15 protein-coding genes are annotated in these 16,185 nt (G+C 74.3%); 1 reads left to right on the top strand and 14 read right to left on the bottom strand.

Going from position 1 to position 16,185, the window contains the following annotated elements; all coding sequences use genetic code 11:
- Positions 1–54: 54 nt before the first annotated feature.
- Both nhaA and AB0J67_RS32715 read right to left on the bottom strand, forming a co-directional pair.
- On the bottom strand, positions 55–1,461 hold the full coding sequence (nhaA, locus tag AB0J67_RS32720) for a Na+/H+ antiporter NhaA (protein WP_363488152.1): 1,407 nt from the start codon (positions 1,459–1,461) through the stop codon (positions 55–57).
- 36 nt (positions 1,462–1,497) lie between these two features.
- Positions 1,498–2,583, bottom strand: coding sequence for a WYL domain-containing protein (locus tag AB0J67_RS32715; RefSeq protein ID WP_363488150.1), 1,086 nt, complete (start codon positions 2,581–2,583; stop codon positions 1,498–1,500).
- A 105-nt stretch (positions 2,584–2,688) separates the two neighbouring features.
- Between AB0J67_RS32715 and AB0J67_RS32710 the strand changes: the two genes are divergently transcribed.
- A complete protein-coding gene (locus AB0J67_RS32710; protein WP_363488148.1) occupies positions 2,689–3,375 on the top strand; it encodes an alpha/beta hydrolase in 687 nt (228 codons plus the stop codon).
- Between the two features lie 195 nt (positions 3,376–3,570).
- Here AB0J67_RS32710 and ggt read toward each other — a convergent pair whose 3' ends face one another.
- The 12 genes from ggt to AB0J67_RS32650 all read right to left on the bottom strand — a co-directional run bounded on the left by ggt (position 3,571) and on the right by AB0J67_RS32650 (position 15,894).
- Positions 3,571–5,364, bottom strand: coding sequence for a gamma-glutamyltransferase (ggt, locus tag AB0J67_RS32705; protein ID WP_363488154.1), 1,794 nt, complete (start codon positions 5,362–5,364; stop codon positions 3,571–3,573).
- Positions 5,365–5,486: 122 nt separating this feature from the next.
- Positions 5,487–5,624 carry a hypothetical protein gene (locus AB0J67_RS32700; RefSeq protein ID WP_363488146.1) on the bottom strand — a complete coding sequence of 46 codons (138 nt, stop codon included), beginning with the start codon at positions 5,622–5,624 and terminating at the stop codon, positions 5,487–5,489.
- Positions 5,625–5,630: 6 nt separating this feature from the next.
- The gene (locus AB0J67_RS32695) at positions 5,631–6,062 is read right to left on the bottom strand and encodes a protein phosphatase (RefSeq protein ID WP_363488144.1); all 432 of its coding nucleotides are present in this window, start codon (positions 6,060–6,062) and stop codon (positions 5,631–5,633) included.
- Positions 6,059–6,361: a DUF1905 domain-containing protein gene (locus AB0J67_RS32690; protein WP_363488142.1), complete on the bottom strand. Its 303-nt coding sequence runs from the start codon at positions 6,359–6,361 to the stop codon at positions 6,059–6,061. The genes AB0J67_RS32695 and AB0J67_RS32690 overlap by 4 nt, the downstream gene beginning before the upstream one ends.
- A gap of 51 nt (positions 6,362–6,412) precedes the next feature.
- Positions 6,413–7,243, bottom strand: a complete 831-nt coding sequence (locus AB0J67_RS32685; protein WP_363488140.1) for an alpha/beta hydrolase — start codon at positions 7,241–7,243, stop codon at positions 6,413–6,415.
- 78 nt (positions 7,244–7,321) lie between these two features.
- The gene (locus AB0J67_RS32680) at positions 7,322–8,299 is read right to left on the bottom strand and encodes an AraC family transcriptional regulator (protein WP_363488138.1); all 978 of its coding nucleotides are present in this window, start codon (positions 8,297–8,299) and stop codon (positions 7,322–7,324) included.
- Between the two features lie 42 nt (positions 8,300–8,341).
- Positions 8,342–9,637 (bottom strand): Gfo/Idh/MocA family oxidoreductase, encoded by a 1,296-nt coding sequence (locus AB0J67_RS32675; protein ID WP_363488136.1) that lies wholly within the window; start codon positions 9,635–9,637, stop codon positions 8,342–8,344.
- A 139-nt stretch (positions 9,638–9,776) separates the two neighbouring features.
- Entirely contained in the window at positions 9,777–10,703 is a 927-nt protein-coding gene (locus AB0J67_RS32670; protein ID WP_363488134.1) for a neutral zinc metallopeptidase, read from the bottom strand.
- Positions 10,704–10,817: 114 nt separating this feature from the next.
- The gene (locus AB0J67_RS32665; protein ID WP_363488132.1) at positions 10,818–12,497 is read right to left on the bottom strand and encodes a hypothetical protein; all 1,680 of its coding nucleotides are present in this window, start codon (positions 12,495–12,497) and stop codon (positions 10,818–10,820) included.
- A 155-nt stretch (positions 12,498–12,652) separates the two neighbouring features.
- On the bottom strand, positions 12,653–13,600 hold the full coding sequence (locus AB0J67_RS32660) for a sensor histidine kinase (protein ID WP_363488130.1): 948 nt from the start codon (positions 13,598–13,600) through the stop codon (positions 12,653–12,655).
- A 131-nt stretch (positions 13,601–13,731) separates the two neighbouring features.
- Positions 13,732–14,067 (bottom strand): STAS domain-containing protein, encoded by a 336-nt coding sequence (locus tag AB0J67_RS32655; protein WP_363488128.1) that lies wholly within the window; start codon positions 14,065–14,067, stop codon positions 13,732–13,734.
- 141 nt (positions 14,068–14,208) lie between these two features.
- Positions 14,209–15,894: a helix-turn-helix domain-containing protein gene (locus tag AB0J67_RS32650; RefSeq protein ID WP_363488125.1), complete on the bottom strand. Its 1,686-nt coding sequence runs from the start codon at positions 15,892–15,894 to the stop codon at positions 14,209–14,211.
- Positions 15,895–16,185 lie beyond the last annotated feature (291 nt).

Genomic DNA, 16,185 nt, shown 5'->3' with positions numbered 1-16,185 from the left:
GCGGAGCCTCGCGCGACGCGGCCGGCGCGGTGGCGCGTGTCCGCCGGACGGGTGTCAGCGCTGGCCGAGGCTGGGGTCGCGCCACGGGCCCGTCGGCAGCTCGGGCATCGCCTCGTCGTCGTCGATGGTGCACAGCGGCAGGCGCTCGCCCAGACAGCGCAGCGCCACCGAGCCGAGCACCGCGGCCAGCAGGGATCCGGCCAGCACGCCGATCTTCGCCTCGGCCTGCAGGATCGGGTCGTCGAAGGCCAGGTCCGCGATGAACAGCGAGATAGTGAAGCCGATGCCGGCCAGCAGCGCGCCGCCGATGAGGTGGCCGTAGCGCACCCGGCCGGGCAGCTCGCCCCAGCCGGTACGCAGCCCCAGCGCCGCACCCGCGCTGATGCCGACGGTCTTGCCGGCGACCAGTGCCACCACGATGCCGATGGTGATCGGGGAGGTCACCGCCCGGCGCAGCGTCTCGGCGTCGAGCCGGACACCGGCGTTGGCCAGCCCGAACACCGGGATGACCAGGAACGCGCTCACCGGGTGGAGGGCCTGCTGCAGCCGGTCGTTGGGCGGCACCGTGGCGCGCACCGCCGCGGCGGCCAGCCGGGCCCGCATCGCGTCGGCGCGTTCGAGCACGGCGCGGCCGTAGAAGCGCAACCGGTCGGCCTGCTCCGGCCCGACGGGCGTCGCGGGCACCAGCAGGCCGACCACCACCCCGGCCAGCGTCGGATGCACGCCCGAGGCGAACACCGCGACCCACAGCAGCATGCCGATCACCACGTACGGCTGCAGCTGCCAGACCCGGGCCCAGCGCAGCCCGAACAGCACCAGCGTCAGCGCCAGCGCGGCCAGCAGCGCGGGCACCGACACGGTCGCGGTGTAGAAGACCGCCATCACGACGATCGCGCCGATGTCGTCGGCGATGGCCAGCGTCAGCAGGAACAGCCGCAGCTGGTCCGGGCAGCGCGGCCCGAACAGCGCCAGCACGCCCACCAGGAACGCGGTGTCCGTGGAGATCGGCACGCCCCAGCCGTGCAGGCCGGGCGGCGACGGGTTGAACGCGATGTAGATCAGCGCCGGCAGGATCAGACCGCCGATCGCGCCCAGCACCGGCACGACCACGGTCCGGGGGCGGCGCAGCTCGCCGACGGTTATCTCGCGGCTGATCTCCAGGCCGACGGTGAGGAAGAACAGCGCCATCGCCAGGTCGTTGACCCAGTGCCGCAGATCCAGGTCGAGCGCCAGCTCGCCGACACGCACCGACGCCTCGGTGTGCCAGAACGCCTCGTAGCCGCCGCCGGGGATGTTCGCCCAGATCAGCGCCGCCACCGTGGCGATCAGCAGCAGCACGCCGCTGCCGGCCTCGGTGGCCAGGAAGCGCTGCAGCGGGAACGACACGTGCGGCACCGGGATGGACATCCGGGGCGGCGGACCCGGCCGCGGCGGCAGCGACGCGGTGCTGCGCCGGCTCACCGCACGGTGTCCCGGTCGGGCGGTTTCGTCACGCTCTCATGATCCCGCTCGGCGCCGCTCCTCCTGCGCGATTTCGCCGACCTGCCGCTGCCGGCCGACCCGCCGCGGCGGCTCCGCCGCAGCCTTCGGTTCGGCGCCCGGAGCGTGTCCCGCGGGAGCCAGCGGCGGCCCGCCCAGTGCGGCGGTGAACCTCGCCGCCACCACCTCGACCGCGGCACGCAGCTCCGGTCCGCCCTCGACCCGGAAGGCGAACGGTACGGCGGCCAGCCACTCCTGCGCGTACATCGCCGGGTTGCCCGTGCTGCCGACGAGCACGCACCCGTCACCCGACGGCTCCAGCCGGCCCATGGGCGACCCGATCCAGGGCGCCACCTCGGCGAACGGCGCGTCGAACACCACCCGGGTGGTGTACTCCCAGCCGACGCCGAGGTTCTCCTCCAGCGCGGCGACCGGGTCGAGGCCCTCGGGCGGGGTGAACCCGTGCCCGGTCTGCCGGACGGCGCGCACCCGGTCGACCCGGTAGGTGCGCACCGCGTCCGCCTGATGGGAGTGGCACAGCAGGTACCACCTCCCGTGCCGGACCACGACCGCCCAGGGGTCCACCTCGGCCTCCCACTCCCGGCCGCTCCCGCTGCGGTACGTGACCAGCAGGCGGCGGTGGGCCGCGGCGGCGGAGACGAGCGCGCTGGTGGTCGCCGGATCGGGCCGCGCGGCGTGCCGGTCGGGCGTGGCCGCCGCGTGCTCCCACAGCGCGGCCGCGTGCCTGCCCACGGCCTCGGGCAGGGCCTGGACGACCTTGCCCAGCGCGGCGCCGACCGGGTCGTCCGGGGCGGCCGCCGCGGGATGGCCGTCGAGCACCGCCATGACCAGCCCGAGCGCCTCGGCCTGCGTGAACACCACCGGAGGCAGCCGCGTCCCGCGGCGCAGCCGGTATCCGCCGTGCGGTCCCCGGGCCGACTCGACGGGGATGCCCGCCTCCCGCAGGATCCCGACGTAGCGGCGCGCGGCGCGCTCGGTCACGCCCAGCCGCTCCGCGAGCTGCTCGGCCGTCGTGCCGGGGCGCGTCTGCAGGATCTCCAGGGCGAGCAGGGCCCGGGCGGTCGGGCTGATCTCGTGCGGCACCCCGGCAGCCTAGGCGCTCGCGTGACGAACCGGAAGCAGATCGTCCGGATCTGGTTCTAGCGTGGTACTCCGAACGCGATCCACCCGCTGGAGAAAGGCAACACCATGGACATCCTGCTCATCGCCGGCCTGTGGCTGGACGGCACCGCCTGGGACGCCGTCGCCGCCGAGCTCGAGAAGCTCGGCCACCGCCCCGTGCCGGTCACCCTGCCCGGCCAGGGCGACGGCGCGACCACCGCGACCCTCGACGACCAGGTGGCGGCGGTGCTCGCGGCCGTCGACGAAGCGTCCGGCGAGCCGATGGTGGTGGGCCACTCCGCCGCCTGCACGCTGGCCTGGCTGGCCGCCGACGCGCGGCCCGAGCGGGTCGCCAAGCTCGCGCTCATCGGCGGCTTTCCCAAGGCCGACGGGCAGACGTACGCCGACTTCTTCGAGGTGAAGGACGGTGTGATGGCATTTCCGGGCTGGGGGCCGTTCGAGGGGCCCGACGCGGCGGACCTCGACGACCAGGCCCGCGAGTCGATCGCGGCCGGGACGGTCCCCGTCCCCGGGGCGGTGTCCAAGGGCGTGGTCCGACTGAGCGACGAGCGGCGGTACGACGTGCCGGTGCTGCTGGTGTGCCCCGAGTTCACCCCCGACGAGGCCCGCGAGTGGATCGCCGGGGGCGACCTGCCGGAGCTGGCCCGCGCCAAGCACCTCGACCTCGTCGACATCGACTCCGGACACTGGCCCATGTTCACCAAGCCCGCCGAACTCGCCCGCCTGCTCGCCGAGGCGGCACCCGCAGCCTGACGCGCCGCACCCGCACCCGGCCGCACGCGGCCGCAGCCGGACGCAGCCGGACCGCAACCTCGCCGCCCACGGCCGAGCCGCCCACGGCCGGCGCCGCGGCGGCAGCGCCTTGTCATAGACGTTGGCCTATCCGGATGACTTCGATCTTCGTTTTGTCATCCAGATAGGCCAACGTCTATTCAAAAACGGGGCGCGTCAGGACCCCGGCACGGGCCGGACCACGCCCGCGGCGCCGCCGCCCCGGCGCACCGGCTCGGCCGCCGCGAGCAGCTTCCCGTGCCCCAGGAACTCGATCCCGGTGGCCGCCCCGATCTCCGGACTCGGCCCGAACACGTGCCCGAGCGCGGTCAATCCGGGGATCTGCGGCGCGAACTCCGCCTCGGCCAGCACCGACGCCGTGTTGCGCTGGGTCGCCCGCGCGGCGGCGACCGCCTCCGGCAGGGTCATCCCCAGGTCGAGCCGGTTGACCAGGATCTGCAGCACGGTCGTGATGATCGTCGAGCCGCCGGGCGTGCCCACGGCCAGCACCGGCTTGCCGTCGGCGAGCACGATGGTCGGCGCCATCGAGCTGCGCGGACGCTTACCCGGACCGGGCAGGTTGGGGTCGGGCGCGGTGCCCTGGGTCGGGGTGAAGTTGAAGTCCGTCATCTCGTTGTTGAGCAGGAAGCCGCGGCCCGGCACCACCATGCCGTTGCCGCCGGTCTGCTCGATGGTCAGGGTGTACTCGACCACGTTGCCCCAGCGGTCGGCGACCGTCAGGTTCGTCGTCGACTGGCCTTCGAGCACCGCGGCGCTGGGCGCGAGCGCGGCGCAGCCGGCGTACGAGCCGTCGGGCTGGCCCGGACCGACCGGCTTGACCAGCGCCTGCACCGGATTGATCAGGCAGGCCCGCTCCTTGGCGAACCCGTCGGACAGCAGCTCGTCCACCGTGGCCCGGGGCGTGTGGTCGCCGACGTAGCGGTTGCGGTCGGCGAAGGCCAGCGCGCTGGCCTCCAGGTAGTGGTGCAGCGCCTCGGTGCGGGTCAGCGCGCTCAGCTCGGTCTGCTCCAGGATGTTGAGCGCCTCGCCGACGGCCTGCCCGCCGCTGGACGGGGTCGGCATGCCGTACACGTCGTAACCGCGGTAACGGATCCGGGTCGGGTCGGGGGTGCGCACCCGGTATGCGGCCAGGTCGGACAGGGCCATGGCGCCGGGGCGGATCGGGTACGCCCAAGTGCCGACGGGCACCTCGGCCACCGGCGGGTGCTGCACGGTGTCCACGATGTCGCGCGCCACCGGGCCGCGGTAGAACACGTCGGTGCCGTGGCGGGCGATCTGCCGGTAGGTGTCGGCGAGGTCGGGGTTGCGGAACACCGAGCCGACCGCGGGCGGCTGCCCGCCCGGCAGGTACAGCTCGGCCGTGGACGAGAACTGCCCGAACGCGGCCGCGTTGTCGCTGATCTGGGTGCGGAACGTGGTGTCGACGAGGAAGCCCTTGTCGGCGACCTTCGCCGCCGGGCGCAGCGCGTCGGACAGCTCGGTGGTGCCCCAGCGGCGCAGCGCCTTCTCCCAGGTCGCCAGGGTGCCGGGCACCCCGGCCGAGATGCCGCTGACGCGGGCCTCGGGGAACGCGTAGGGCAGGCCGGTGGCCGGGTCGACGAACGCGGTCTCGGTCATCGACATCGGCGCGGTCTCGCGACCGTCGATGGTGTACACCCGCCGGTCGCGGGCGCTGTAGTAGACGAGGAAGCCGCCGCCGCCGATGCCGGCCGAGAACGGCTCGGTCACGCCCAGCGTGGCCGCCGCGGCGATCGCGGCGTCGACAGCGTTGCCGCCCCGGCGCAGCACCTCCAGGCCCACGGCCGTGGCGTCGGCGTCGACGGTGGCGACGGCGCCGCCGTACCCGACCGCGGTCGGCTGCTTCGGCGGCGCGGACGGCGGCGGTGACGGCGAGCCGGCGGCCGCCGGTGCGGTGAGGACAGTCGAGGCCAGGGCGGTGGCGGCGAGCATGACGAGCGCACGGTGGTGACGCGTTCTCACGTTTCGTTCCCTCCCGGATCGGATCAGATCGATGCCCTCACCGTATGCCGGGACGCCGCCGAGCGCATGCCGGCCGCGCCGCCACCAGTCTCTCAGAACCGGCGGGCGAACGGCTCCGGCTTGCGCATTCGCACCAGGAGCAGCAGCGGCAGGAGCACATAGGGCAGGTTGAACGCCAGGAACTTGACCGGGTTCGGCGTCTGCCACTGCCCGCGCCGCCCCGGCGACACCCCTGATCAGCGGGTGCCGAACCGCTCCACGAAGCGCCGCTGCCACGGCGTCTCCACCGCCCGCCGGTCGTAGTGCGCCCGCACCCAGCCCACCGCCTCGCTCGCGGGCACCCCGTCGAGCACGGCCAGGCAGGCCAGCGCGGTGCCGGTCCGGCCCCGCCCGCCGGCGCAGGCGACCTCGACCCGCTCGGACGCGGCCCTGGCCAGCACCTCGCCCAGCACCTCGCGGAAGGCCGGCGGGTCGGCGGGCAGCCAGAAGTCGCGCCAGCGCACCCACCGCGCGGGCCACGCCACGGCGGGCGGCTCATGGCCCAGCAGGTACACCCCGAACCGCGGTCGCGCGCCCTCCGGCAGCGGGCGGCGCAGCCCGCGGCCGCGCACCAGCCGGCCGGACGGCAGCCGGAGCACGCCGGTCGCCGGCTCCCAGGTGGCCGTCACGGGTCGACGAGTTCGAGTGTCACGGACGCGGTGTCGCCCACGTCGAGGCCCTGCGCCCGGCGCACGGCGCGCTTGACGGGCAGCACGTAGCAGCCGCGCGCGCTGTCCGGGAAGATCGACGTCGCCCAGGCGCTGGTGCCGACGGTGACCCGCACCTTCACCGCGCCGAAGCCCCGGCGCGGCCCGACGGCCAGCTCGCGGATCTCCTCGGACACGTCGGCGGGCAGGCTGACGAACGTCCAGCTCTCGTCGCGGCGGGCGTCCCACAGCCACAGTTCGGCGTCGAAGACGTGCTTCACGACCCCAGCATCACACGGCGCTCCGACAGCAGCCACCTGCGCCCCTGAGCCTCAGCCGAGGCGGTCCTCGAAGTCCGTGCCCAGCGCGGCCAGCCTGGCGCGCGCCGCGGCGTCACCGGTCAGCCGCCAGCGCAGGAAGTCCGTGGTCGCCTCGGCGACGCGCGCCCAGTCCGGGTCGAAGGTGGACATGAACGGGTTGCGGTGGGTGCCCTGCGGCAGGGTCAGGAACGCCTTCGGCCAGGGCACGGCGTCGTACGCGGCGCGGCCCTGGTCGAGCGTGACCACGCTGTCGGCCACGCCGTGCACGAACAGCAGCGGCGCGGGCTCGCCCCGGAACTGCGTGCCGACGTCGCGGGCGCTGCCGGCCAGCACGATCCCGGCCCTGAGCCGCGGGTCGCGCCACCTGCCGAGCGCTCCGACGGTGGTCATACCGCCGAGCGAGTGGCCGCCGGCGACGATCCGGTCCGGGTCGAGCCGGTCGTGCAGCGGGTCACCCGGTTGTGCCGCACGGGTCAGCAGCGCGTCGAGCACGGCGGTGACGTCGGCCGGCTGGTGCAGCAGGTCCATGACGTCGAGCTGCGCGGCGCCGCCGTGGGTGTACGGGAACGTCGGCGCGGCCACCGCGAACCCGGCCCGCGCCCAGTGCGTGAGCAGGTCTTCGTACTCGGCGACGTGGCAGGTGTAGCCGTGCACGAACACCACCAGCGGGTGCCGCCCGCCACCACCCGGCAGGCGGATCTCGGTCGGCAGCGGCCGGTCCGGCCCGTTGGCCAGCTCGACCCGGAGCACGGACGGCTGCGCGGGCGCCGCCTCCAGCTCCGGTGCTGCACATCCGGCCACCAGCAGCAGCCCCACTGCCGTGATCGCGATTCGGCCTCGCACCCGTACCTCCCCATCGGTCGTCCTCTGGGAAGTACCGGCCGGACCGCCGCGCCGGTTGGTGGCATCTCACGGCTGGGTTCAGGTGCGCAGGGTGTGCCGGGGTGAGCGGCCGTACTCCTCGCGGTACACCGCGGCGAACCTGCTCAGGCTCGCGAAGCCCCAGCGGCGGGCCACGTCGGCGACGGTGTCGCCGCGCGCCGGGTCGGCGGCCAGCAGGTCGCGGTGCGCCCGTTCGAGCCGGACGCGCCGCAGGTACGCCATCGGCGTCGTGTCCGCGTGCCGGCTGAACGCGGCCTGCAGCCCGCGCGACGAGATCCCGGCCGCCTCGGCGATGTCCTCGACGGTGACCGGCTCGTGCGCGTGCGCGTCGATGTACGCCACGGCCCGGCGCAGCGCCGCCGGCGCGACCCGCCCCGGCTCCGCGAGGTGCCCGAGGGAGCCGGCCGTGTTCGGGAACGTCGCCACCGCGACGGACGCGGCCAGGTCGACCGCGGTCGCGTACACGAGCGGGTTGGCCAGCGCGGAGTCCGGCGCGGACAGCACGTGGTAGAGGTAGGCCATGGTGTCGCGCCAGTGGCGTGCGGCCTGCGCGGAGACCGGCGACATGCCGTCGAAGCGGAAGTCGGCGACGGCGATGCCGGTGGCGCGGGCGGCGACCCGGGCGACCCGCTCGACGGGCAGGCGCAGCAGCCGCACGTCCAGCTCGGCCCAGCGGACGGTGAAGGGCACCCCGGTCGGGTAGAGGAACGCGTCACCCCGCAGCGGGCGCAGCTCGGCCCGCCCGGCCCGGATCGTGATCCCGGCGCTCATCGGCACCGCGAACATGAGGTAGGTCAGCGGATCGGCGCTGGCCTCCACGGCGGCGGAGTGCCGGACGCTGTCCATCGCCAGCTCACCGGCGCTGACCGTCTGCTGGCGGTAGGCGAACTCCCCGCCCGCCCCGACGAGCCGGTGCCGATGGTCGACGTACGTGTCCCGCAGGACCTGGTGTGCCACCTCCAGGTCCCGAGTCGCGTACTCCACCGCGCGCACCCGCGGTGACCCGCTGTCGACCATCACTCCACCCCCGACGACCACGGCCGCCGGTGTCAGGCGAGCCTAACCTTGAAACGACGGGGCGGGTGCGGTGGTGGTGCCCGGCCGCTCGACGGTGATCACACGGCCCTCGTGCCGGGCCCGCTCGGCGGCGAACGTGGCCAGGTGCGAGTTGAGGGTCTGCGCCGGGCCGGACAGGATGCGGCCGCGGTCACCGGTGGCCACCGCCGCGGTGAAGGCGTCCATCAGGCCCGCGTCGCCGCCGCCATGCCCGCCGGCCGCGTCGGCGCCGCCCGCCGTGGCCGGGTCGTGGCTGGTCGCCTCGCCGGTGACGAAGTCGTGCACGGTCACCGAGGTGCCCTCGCAGACCAGCTCGCCGCGGGTGCCGAAGATCCGGGTGCGCCGGTGGCCGCCGGTGTTGAAGGCGTTCATCGTGAACACGGCGCTGACCCCGCCGGCGAACTCCATCGCCACGACCTGGTGGTCGACGACGTCGTTGTCGCAGGCGTACACGCAGCGCCCGTAGGGGCCCTCGCGCAGCGCGGCGGTCAGCGCCTGCTCGGTGAACACGGGCGTGACGACGCTCAGCGGCCAGCCGTGCTCGCCCCGGGCCAGCCGGTCGCGGTAGAGCCGGGGCGCGGAGTACGGGCAGTCCGGCTCGACGGCGCAGTCCAGGCAGCGGTCGGCGGCGCCCGCGGGCCGGTGCTCGGGGCGGAAGTGGCGCAGCCCGCCGAAGCTCGACACCCGGGCGATGTCGCGGCCGACGACGTGCTGCAGCCAGTCGATGTCGTGGCAGGACTTGGCCAGCAGCATGAAGCTGGACAGGTCCTCGCGGCGCCAGTTGCCGCGCACGAACGAGTGCGCCTGGTGCCAGTACCCGACCGGCTCGTGGTGCTGCACCGACACCACCTCGCCGATCGCCCCGGCGTCGAGCAGGCCCTTCACCAGCCGCGTGTACGGCGCGTACCGCAGCACGTGGCAGACGGCGAGCATGACGCCCGCCTCGGCGATGGCGTCGACGATGCGTACGCACTCCTCGGGGGTGGGCGCGAGCGGCTTCTCCAGCATGATGTGCAGGCCGCGGCGTGCGGCGGCGACGGCCGGGTCGGCGTGCCCGGCGTCCTGGGTGGCGATGAGGACCGCGTCGACGTCGAGTGACGCGTCGGCCAGCAGCTCCCGCCAGTCCCGATACCGGGCGGCGGGGGCGATGGCGTGGGCGGCGGCAAACCGCTCGCGGCGCTCGGCGTCCGGCTCGGCGACGGCGACCACGGCGGCCCGGTCGGGGTGCGCCAGCGCCCAGCGCGAGTATGCGTTGCCGCGGTCACCGGCGCCGATCAGCGCCAGACGTACAGGGTTCACGGCGGTCCTCCCCGATGATCAGATCCGGTCACTCTAGTAACCGGTTTCCGCATGCCGCAAGCCCTCTCCCTTCATGATCGAAGCTCCGTCCCTGCGGCTGGAGCTGCAGGAACGGAGCTTCGCTCAGGAGCAGGCGGCGTCAGATGCCCTTCGAGAAGGTGTCGCACTGGCGGCCGTCACCGGTGCGGTAGCCGGTGTTGAACCAGTCGCTGCGCTGCTTGGCGGTGCCGTGGGTGAACTTCGACTCGTCGACCGGGGCGCCGGAGCGCTCCATGATCTTGTCGTCACCGATCGCGGCCGCCGCTTCGAGGGCCTGGTCGATGTCCTGCTGCGTGATCGACTTGAAGATCGGCTGGCCCTTGGCGTCCTCGGTCTCGGTCGCGTGCTTGGCCCACACCCCGGCCAGGCAGTCGGCCTGCAGCTCCAGCCGCACCGACAGCGCGTTGGCGTTGCCGGGGTCGCGCTGGGACTCGCGCTGCACCTGCTCGGACGTGCCGAGCAGGTTCTGCAGGTGGTGGCCGTACTCGTGGGCGAGCACGTACGGCTGGGCGAACTGCCCGTCGGCGCCGAAGCGGCTGGCCAGCTCGTCGTAGAAGGAGAGGTCGATGTAGACCTGGTTGTCGGCCGGGCAGTAGAACGGCCCCACGCCGCTGTCGGCCGACCCGCACGCCGTGTTCACGGCCTGGGAGAAGAAGACCGTGTCGGTCTGCTGGTACGGCTGGCCGAACGTCTCCGGCATCGCCTCGCGCCAGTACGCCTGGATCGAGTTGATGTAGAGGGCGTTGCGGCACTCGGCATGGTCGAGGCGGTCGGGGTTCGCCGTCGAGCAGGTCTCGCTCACACCGGGCCCGCCGGCCTCGCCACCGCCGCCGAGCATCTGCGGGCCGAGGAACGCCCCGGCCAGCGCCAGGCCGATCACCAGCAGCGTGCCGATCAGGCCGCCGCCCGTCGGGATCGGGATGCCGCCGCCGCCGAAGCCGCCGAAGCCGCCCCGACCGCCGCCCCCGCTCCCTCGGGCGTCGGTCACCTGGCTGGTGTCGATGTCCGCGTTCTCGTTGAGGGTCATGGCGCCCGGATACCCCACGCCGCGGCGCCGATAACCCACTCCGCCACCCATGATCAAAGCCCTGTTCACGCCGCTCCGAGCAGCACGAACAGGGCCTCGACGGAAAGCGGCGGCTCAGCCGCCCGGGGCGTACTCGACGACCGAGACGCGGCAGACCGGCTCGCCCTCGACCAGCACCGCGTGGATCTCGCGGTAGCCGGGTCCGGGCTCCTGCGTGGTGATCCGGAAGTACGGCTGGCCGTCGCCGACGGAGACGAAGTTGTCCGGCAGGTCCACCTCGGCCAGCGAGTTCCACTGGTGCTCGTCGCGGAACGTGGGCGCCGGGTCGGTGGTGTAGGTCCGGTGGTTCTCCCCCAGCCACACCGCCGCCGCCCGGGTGCACGAGCCGTAGTAGGTGCTCTCGTAGTCGTGCCGGGCCTCGGTGTAGCCGCCGACCAGCGGGCTGAAGTACGAGAACTCGTACGGGTAGATGCGCGCGGAGGCGTAGACCACCTCGGCCTGGCCCAGCACCGCCGCGCCGAGCAGCGCCCAGGCCAGCGCGGTCCGACCGGACGCGAAGGCGCCGCGGATCCAGCGCACCAGCAGCACCGCGGCCAGCACGATCAGGCCGGGCGCGACGAAGAGGAACTGGCGCAGGCTGTTGTAGAGCGTCGAGTGCGCGCCGATGATCAGCGCCAGCGGCAGCAGGATGTACGCCCCGACCAGCAGCATCCGGCCGTCCACCGCCCTGCGGCGGGCCAGCGCGACGACCCCGGCGACCACTGCGGCGGCGGTCAGCGCCACCACCGGCAGCGGCGAGCCGATCACCAGCCACCAGGGCGCGTAGTACCAGGGCAGCTGCGTCGAGCGGACCATCTCGCCGCCGAACAGGATCTCGTTGTCCCAGTCGTACTTCGCCATCGACTCGACCGACGCGAACAGCCCCTCGACCGGGTTGGTCAGCAGGTACGGCCACAGCAGCGACATCACCAGGTACGCCGTGGTGCCGATGGCCAGCGCGGCGGTGATCTGGTTGCCGATCTCCGAGCGCAGCTCCCGGCCGCGCAGCCGCCGCCCGTGCCGCACCCAGTAACCGGCCGACACCAGCGCCAGCAGGCCGAACCACAGCAGCGCGTTGACCCGGATCGAGGCGGCGAACCCGATGGCCGCGCCGATCGCGCCCAACTCCACCACCTCGCCCCGCCGGTCCGGCTCCGACCAGCGCCGCATCAGCCGCAGCACGAGCCACAGCACCAGCACCATCGCCACGGCCAGCGGGATGTCCTTGGAGTTGTTCATCATCTGGCCGGTGTAGCGGGGGTAGAGCGCGAGCCCGAGCGCCGCGGCGAACCCGGCCCACGCCCCGGTCAGCCCGCGACCGGCCAGCTCCCGGGCCGCCAACCCGATGATCAGCATGCCGAGTACGCCGAACAGTCCGTTGACCAGCGTGCGGGTCTGCCACACCTCACCGGTGAGGTGCTGGAAGAACGCCACGATCAGCTCGAACCCGGCGCCGTGCTGCGGCATGTAGAGGTAGTCCGGGAAGTCCAGGAAGGAGCGGTCCTCCGTGCCGGACAGGTAGAACTTCAGCACCCGGGCGCCGTAGTCGTCCTGCATGTACTCGTCGTAGGTGCGGCCGTGGAAGCGGCCCTGCGCGACGGTGAACCAGGTCATCACCAGCAGCAGCACGCCGGTCAGGGCGTACGGCAGCCGCTCGCCGCGCCACCAGGGCGCGGCCGGCTCCGGTGCCTGCGGCTCGGCGGGCGGGACCTCGTCCGGGGACGCGGACACCGGCTCGACATCTACATCGGACACGTAGCTGCTCCTGGGGTCTCGGGGGCGGGACGGCGGCGCGGGCCGCCAGCGGCCCGCATGCACGAAGTCCGACGCCGTGCCCGGAGCGGCGCCGCGCTTCACCGCAGGATTGTCGCCCAGCCTCCGGCCGGACACCAGTCGGCGGGCCGCCCCGCTCAGCCGCCGAGCCGCCCCGCGACGAGCCGGATCGTGAACCCGTCCGCCGCACGCTGCAGCGAGACGTACGCGCACAGCTGGTGGGCCAGCCACATGCCCATGCCGCCGGGACCGGCGGCGGGCACCAGCCCGGTCATCGGATCGACGGGGCCTGCTCCGGTGTCGGTGACCGTGACGACCAGCCGCCCCGGTCCGGTCCAGGCGCGCAGCCGCACCGGCGCCCGGCCGTGCATCAGCGCGTTGGTCACCGCCTCGCTCACCGACAGCAGCAGGCCCTGCAGGTCGTCCTCGCCGATCCGGGCGGCCTGCCGCAGCGCGGCGACGGCGTCGCGGGCAGCGCCGGGGTCCGGGTCGCACAGCTCGACCGCGGGCGGGGCGTGCTCCAGCGGGTCGCGCCACGCCTCGACCCCGCGGAGGAAGCCGTGCGGGTCCTGGTACGCCGGGTTGCGATGGTGGCCGCCGCCGGCGGCGACGAACGGGTGGGTACGGCGCACCTGCTCCAGCACACCTGCGGGCGTGATCCGGGTGTCGTACGGGCACAGGCCCCACACCGGGAAGTCGTCCCAGGCGTTGTTGACGGCCGCCTCGTAACGCGCCCACCACTCCCACGGCACGCCGACGCCCGGATGCGGCACGTCACCGCTGACCCGGATCTGCGTGGCGCCGCGCATGACGAGGTCGGCGAACAGCTGCCGGTACTGCCTGATCGCCACCGCGGGCCGCGCGTACTGCGCGTCGCCGTCGATGAACAGCACGCCGCTGCGCGGCCCCAGCGCGTCCCGCAGCAGCCCCTGCTTGACGGGCGCGAAGGCGGCCACGGCGGGTTCGCCCGCTGCCAGCGCGCCGGTCAGGAACGGCACGACGACCGCCAGGAACTCCTCGTCGGAGTGGTGGAACGCCGCCTCGTGGAAGAAGCCGCGATGACCGGCGGCCGCGCCCGTCCTCATGGCGCGAGCACCGGCGGCGCGGGCGCATGGAGAGGCTCCACGACCACGACTACCTGCAGGTGCACGGTGCGAAGGTAGCAGCCGCACCCTGCCGTGAGCGAGGTCGGCTCACGTCCCGGGCGGCGCACCCCTCACTCGGCGGGATCGCCGCTCAGGTGCGCGTACACCCCGGCGACCTGCAGCACCCGCAGCGCCATCCCAGCGGTGTTGACCAGCCGCAGGCCGCCGCCCGTCGCGGTGACGTCGGCGCGGGCCCGCACCAGCGCCCGGATCCCGGACGAGTCGATGAACGTCACGGCCGCCATGTCCACCGCCACGGGCAGCCCAGGATGATCACCCGCCGCCCCGGTGAGCCAGCCGTGCAGCTCGTCGGCGACCGAGAGATCGACCTCGCCGGACAGCGTGACCCGCACCTCGCCGTCGGAGGCGGCGACGAGATGGCTGAGCTGAGGAGGTGTCGCGGTCACGCGAAGGTTGTAGCACACATGTGCGCCGGGCTGCTCCCCGGCGGCCGCCGCCGACCTGGCCCGGGGCCGACGCCGCGCGCGCCCGGTGGCGACGACGTCGAGCACGTGGTCGGGCGGCTGCGACAGGCCGGCGCCCGCCTCCTACGGCTGTGCGGGCTCGGTGGCGCGGCGGCCGCCGGGCGGCAGGATGCGCAGTTGCAGCATGGCGGCGAAGCGAGCCTCCGGGTCGGTCAGGTCGAGGCCGCCGACCTCGGCCAGGCGGCGCAGCCGGTAGCGGAACGTGTTCGGGTGCACGTACATCGCCGCCGAGGCCGCGATCACGTCGCCGAACGCGTCCAGCCACGCCCGCAGCGTGTCGACCAGGCTCGCGTTGTGCTGCTCGTCGTACGCGAACAGCCGCGCGACCGGCCCGGTGGGCCGGTCGCCCCGTGCCGCGACCAGGTCGCGCAGCTCCAGCAGCAGCGACTCGACGTGCACGTCGGACAGCCGCGCCACCCGGTGCCCGCCGCCCGCCGACCCGGAACGCAGCACGCGCAGCGCCCGGTCCGCGCCGGCGCGCGCCTCGGCGAGCCCGCCCGCGTCGGCCGCCACCGAGCCGATGCCGATCACCGCGCGCACCCGGTCGCCGACCCGATCCAGGAAGTCCGTGGCGATGCGCAGCGCCCGCTGCTCGCCGTCGCCGTCGCGCGCGACCGGGATCAGGCCGTACGCCACATCGCCGACCAGCGCCGCGACGCAGCGCGGGTGCACCGCGGTCAGGTGCATGGCCAGGCCGTCGGCCAGCCGCTGGCGCTCGGTGGCCAGGTTGACGTCGGCGCCCAGCGACTCGCCGCGCGCCGAGCGCAGCGTCGCCAGCGCCAGCACGACCACGGGCTGATCGGCCAGGCCCAGACGGTGCAGTGCCTCGCGGGCCCCGGCGCCGCCCTCCAGCGCGGTGGCCAGCAGGTCGGCCCGCAACCGCCGCTGCACGTCCGCCCCGGCCCGGATGCGCAGCATGTGCAGCGCCACCAGGCGGGCCGCGTCACGCAGTGCCTGGCTGCGCTCGGGGCTGAGCGGTTCGCGTACTGCGGCCCAGATCGAGCCGAGCACCTCGTCGCCGGCGCGCACCGCCACCGCGACGCGCGGCACCGTGAACCCGCCCGGCGAGCCCGGCGGCTCGACGAACACCGGCTCGTCACTGCGGTAGAGGTCGCGGAAGACGCCACGCTCGGTCAGCAGGCGCGAGTACTGCTCAGGCACCTGGCGGCCCAGGATGGTCTCCACCCGGGACGGGTCGGCCTCGTCCTGCCTGCCGGAGAACGCCAGCACCCGCGAGCTGCGGTCCTCGATCGTCACCGGCGCGTCCAGCAGCGCGGCGACCGCGTTGGCCAGGGCGAACAGGTCGCCTGAGGGCATACCGCCGATGGTCTGCCGTTCGGGGTCGCCGACGTCGCCCTCGGCGAGCATCGCCCGCAGCAGCGCGGCCAGCTGCGCCCACGACGCGCCCCGGGTCAGCGCGAGCAGCGCCACGCCCGACTCGGCGGCGGCCCGCGCCAGCTCCTCGTCCCGCGCGACCGGCGCCCGCAGCACCAGCCCCGCCGCGTCCTGCGCGCCGAGCGTACGCAGCAGCCGCGCGACCTCGTCCGGTGCGCGCAGCCCGACGCCCAGCACCAGCGCGCGCTGCGGCAGCACGGGCTCCTCCAGCGGATCGTGGATGGCGACGCCGCCGATGTCGCCCGCCGCGTCGGGATCGCCGTGCACGAGCTCGAGCAGGGTCGCGCCGAGGTCGTCGAGCACGCGGCCGAGGGTCGCTTGGGAGCGCAGGTTCGCCTTCACCGTGGTGAGCACCGTCCGAACATAGGAGCAGGACGGCCACCCTAGTTCGTCCCCACCGACGAGACCACCCCCCACTTTCGTCCCCCCGCCCAACCCCATGATCACCCGACTTGCCAGGCACCTGTGCGTATCTTGGGCGCGAATACGCCCATCTGCCCGGCAAGTCGGATGATCGAGGCCTCCGCCCGGCGGATGGCCGGGCGGGGCCGGGGCGGTGAGCAACCGGACGATCCGGTCGGCGACCCGCCGCGGCCGATGAGCTCGCCTCGCACGAAGATCACGCGGCCCTCGCGCCGGGTTCAC

The organism is Catellatospora sp. NPDC049609, from assembly GCF_040675365.1.
In the GTDB taxonomy this organism is placed as follows: domain Bacteria; phylum Actinomycetota; class Actinomycetes; order Mycobacteriales; family Micromonosporaceae; genus Catellatospora.
The sequence above is the reverse complement of the archived record's forward strand: the minus strand, read 5'-3'. Positions and strand labels throughout refer to the sequence as shown.

Excerpts from the sequence above, each read along its gene's own strand:
- AB0J67_RS32660 (WP_363488130.1), bottom strand. The coding sequence starts at position 13,600 with ATGAGGACGGGCGCGGCCGCCGGTCATCGCGGCTTCTTCCACGAGGCG.
- AB0J67_RS32680 (WP_363488138.1), bottom strand. The coding sequence starts at position 8,299 with ATGGTCGACAGCGGGTCACCGCGGGTGCGCGCGGTGGAGTACGCGACT.
- ggt (WP_363488154.1), bottom strand. The coding sequence starts at position 5,364 with ATGCTCGCCGCCACCGCCCTGGCCTCGACTGTCCTCACCGCACCGGCG.
- AB0J67_RS32710 (WP_363488148.1), top strand. The coding sequence starts at position 2,689 with ATGGACATCCTGCTCATCGCCGGCCTGTGGCTGGACGGCACCGCCTGG.
- AB0J67_RS32670 (WP_363488134.1), bottom strand. The coding sequence starts at position 10,703 with ATGACCCTCAACGAGAACGCGGACATCGACACCAGCCAGGTGACCGAC.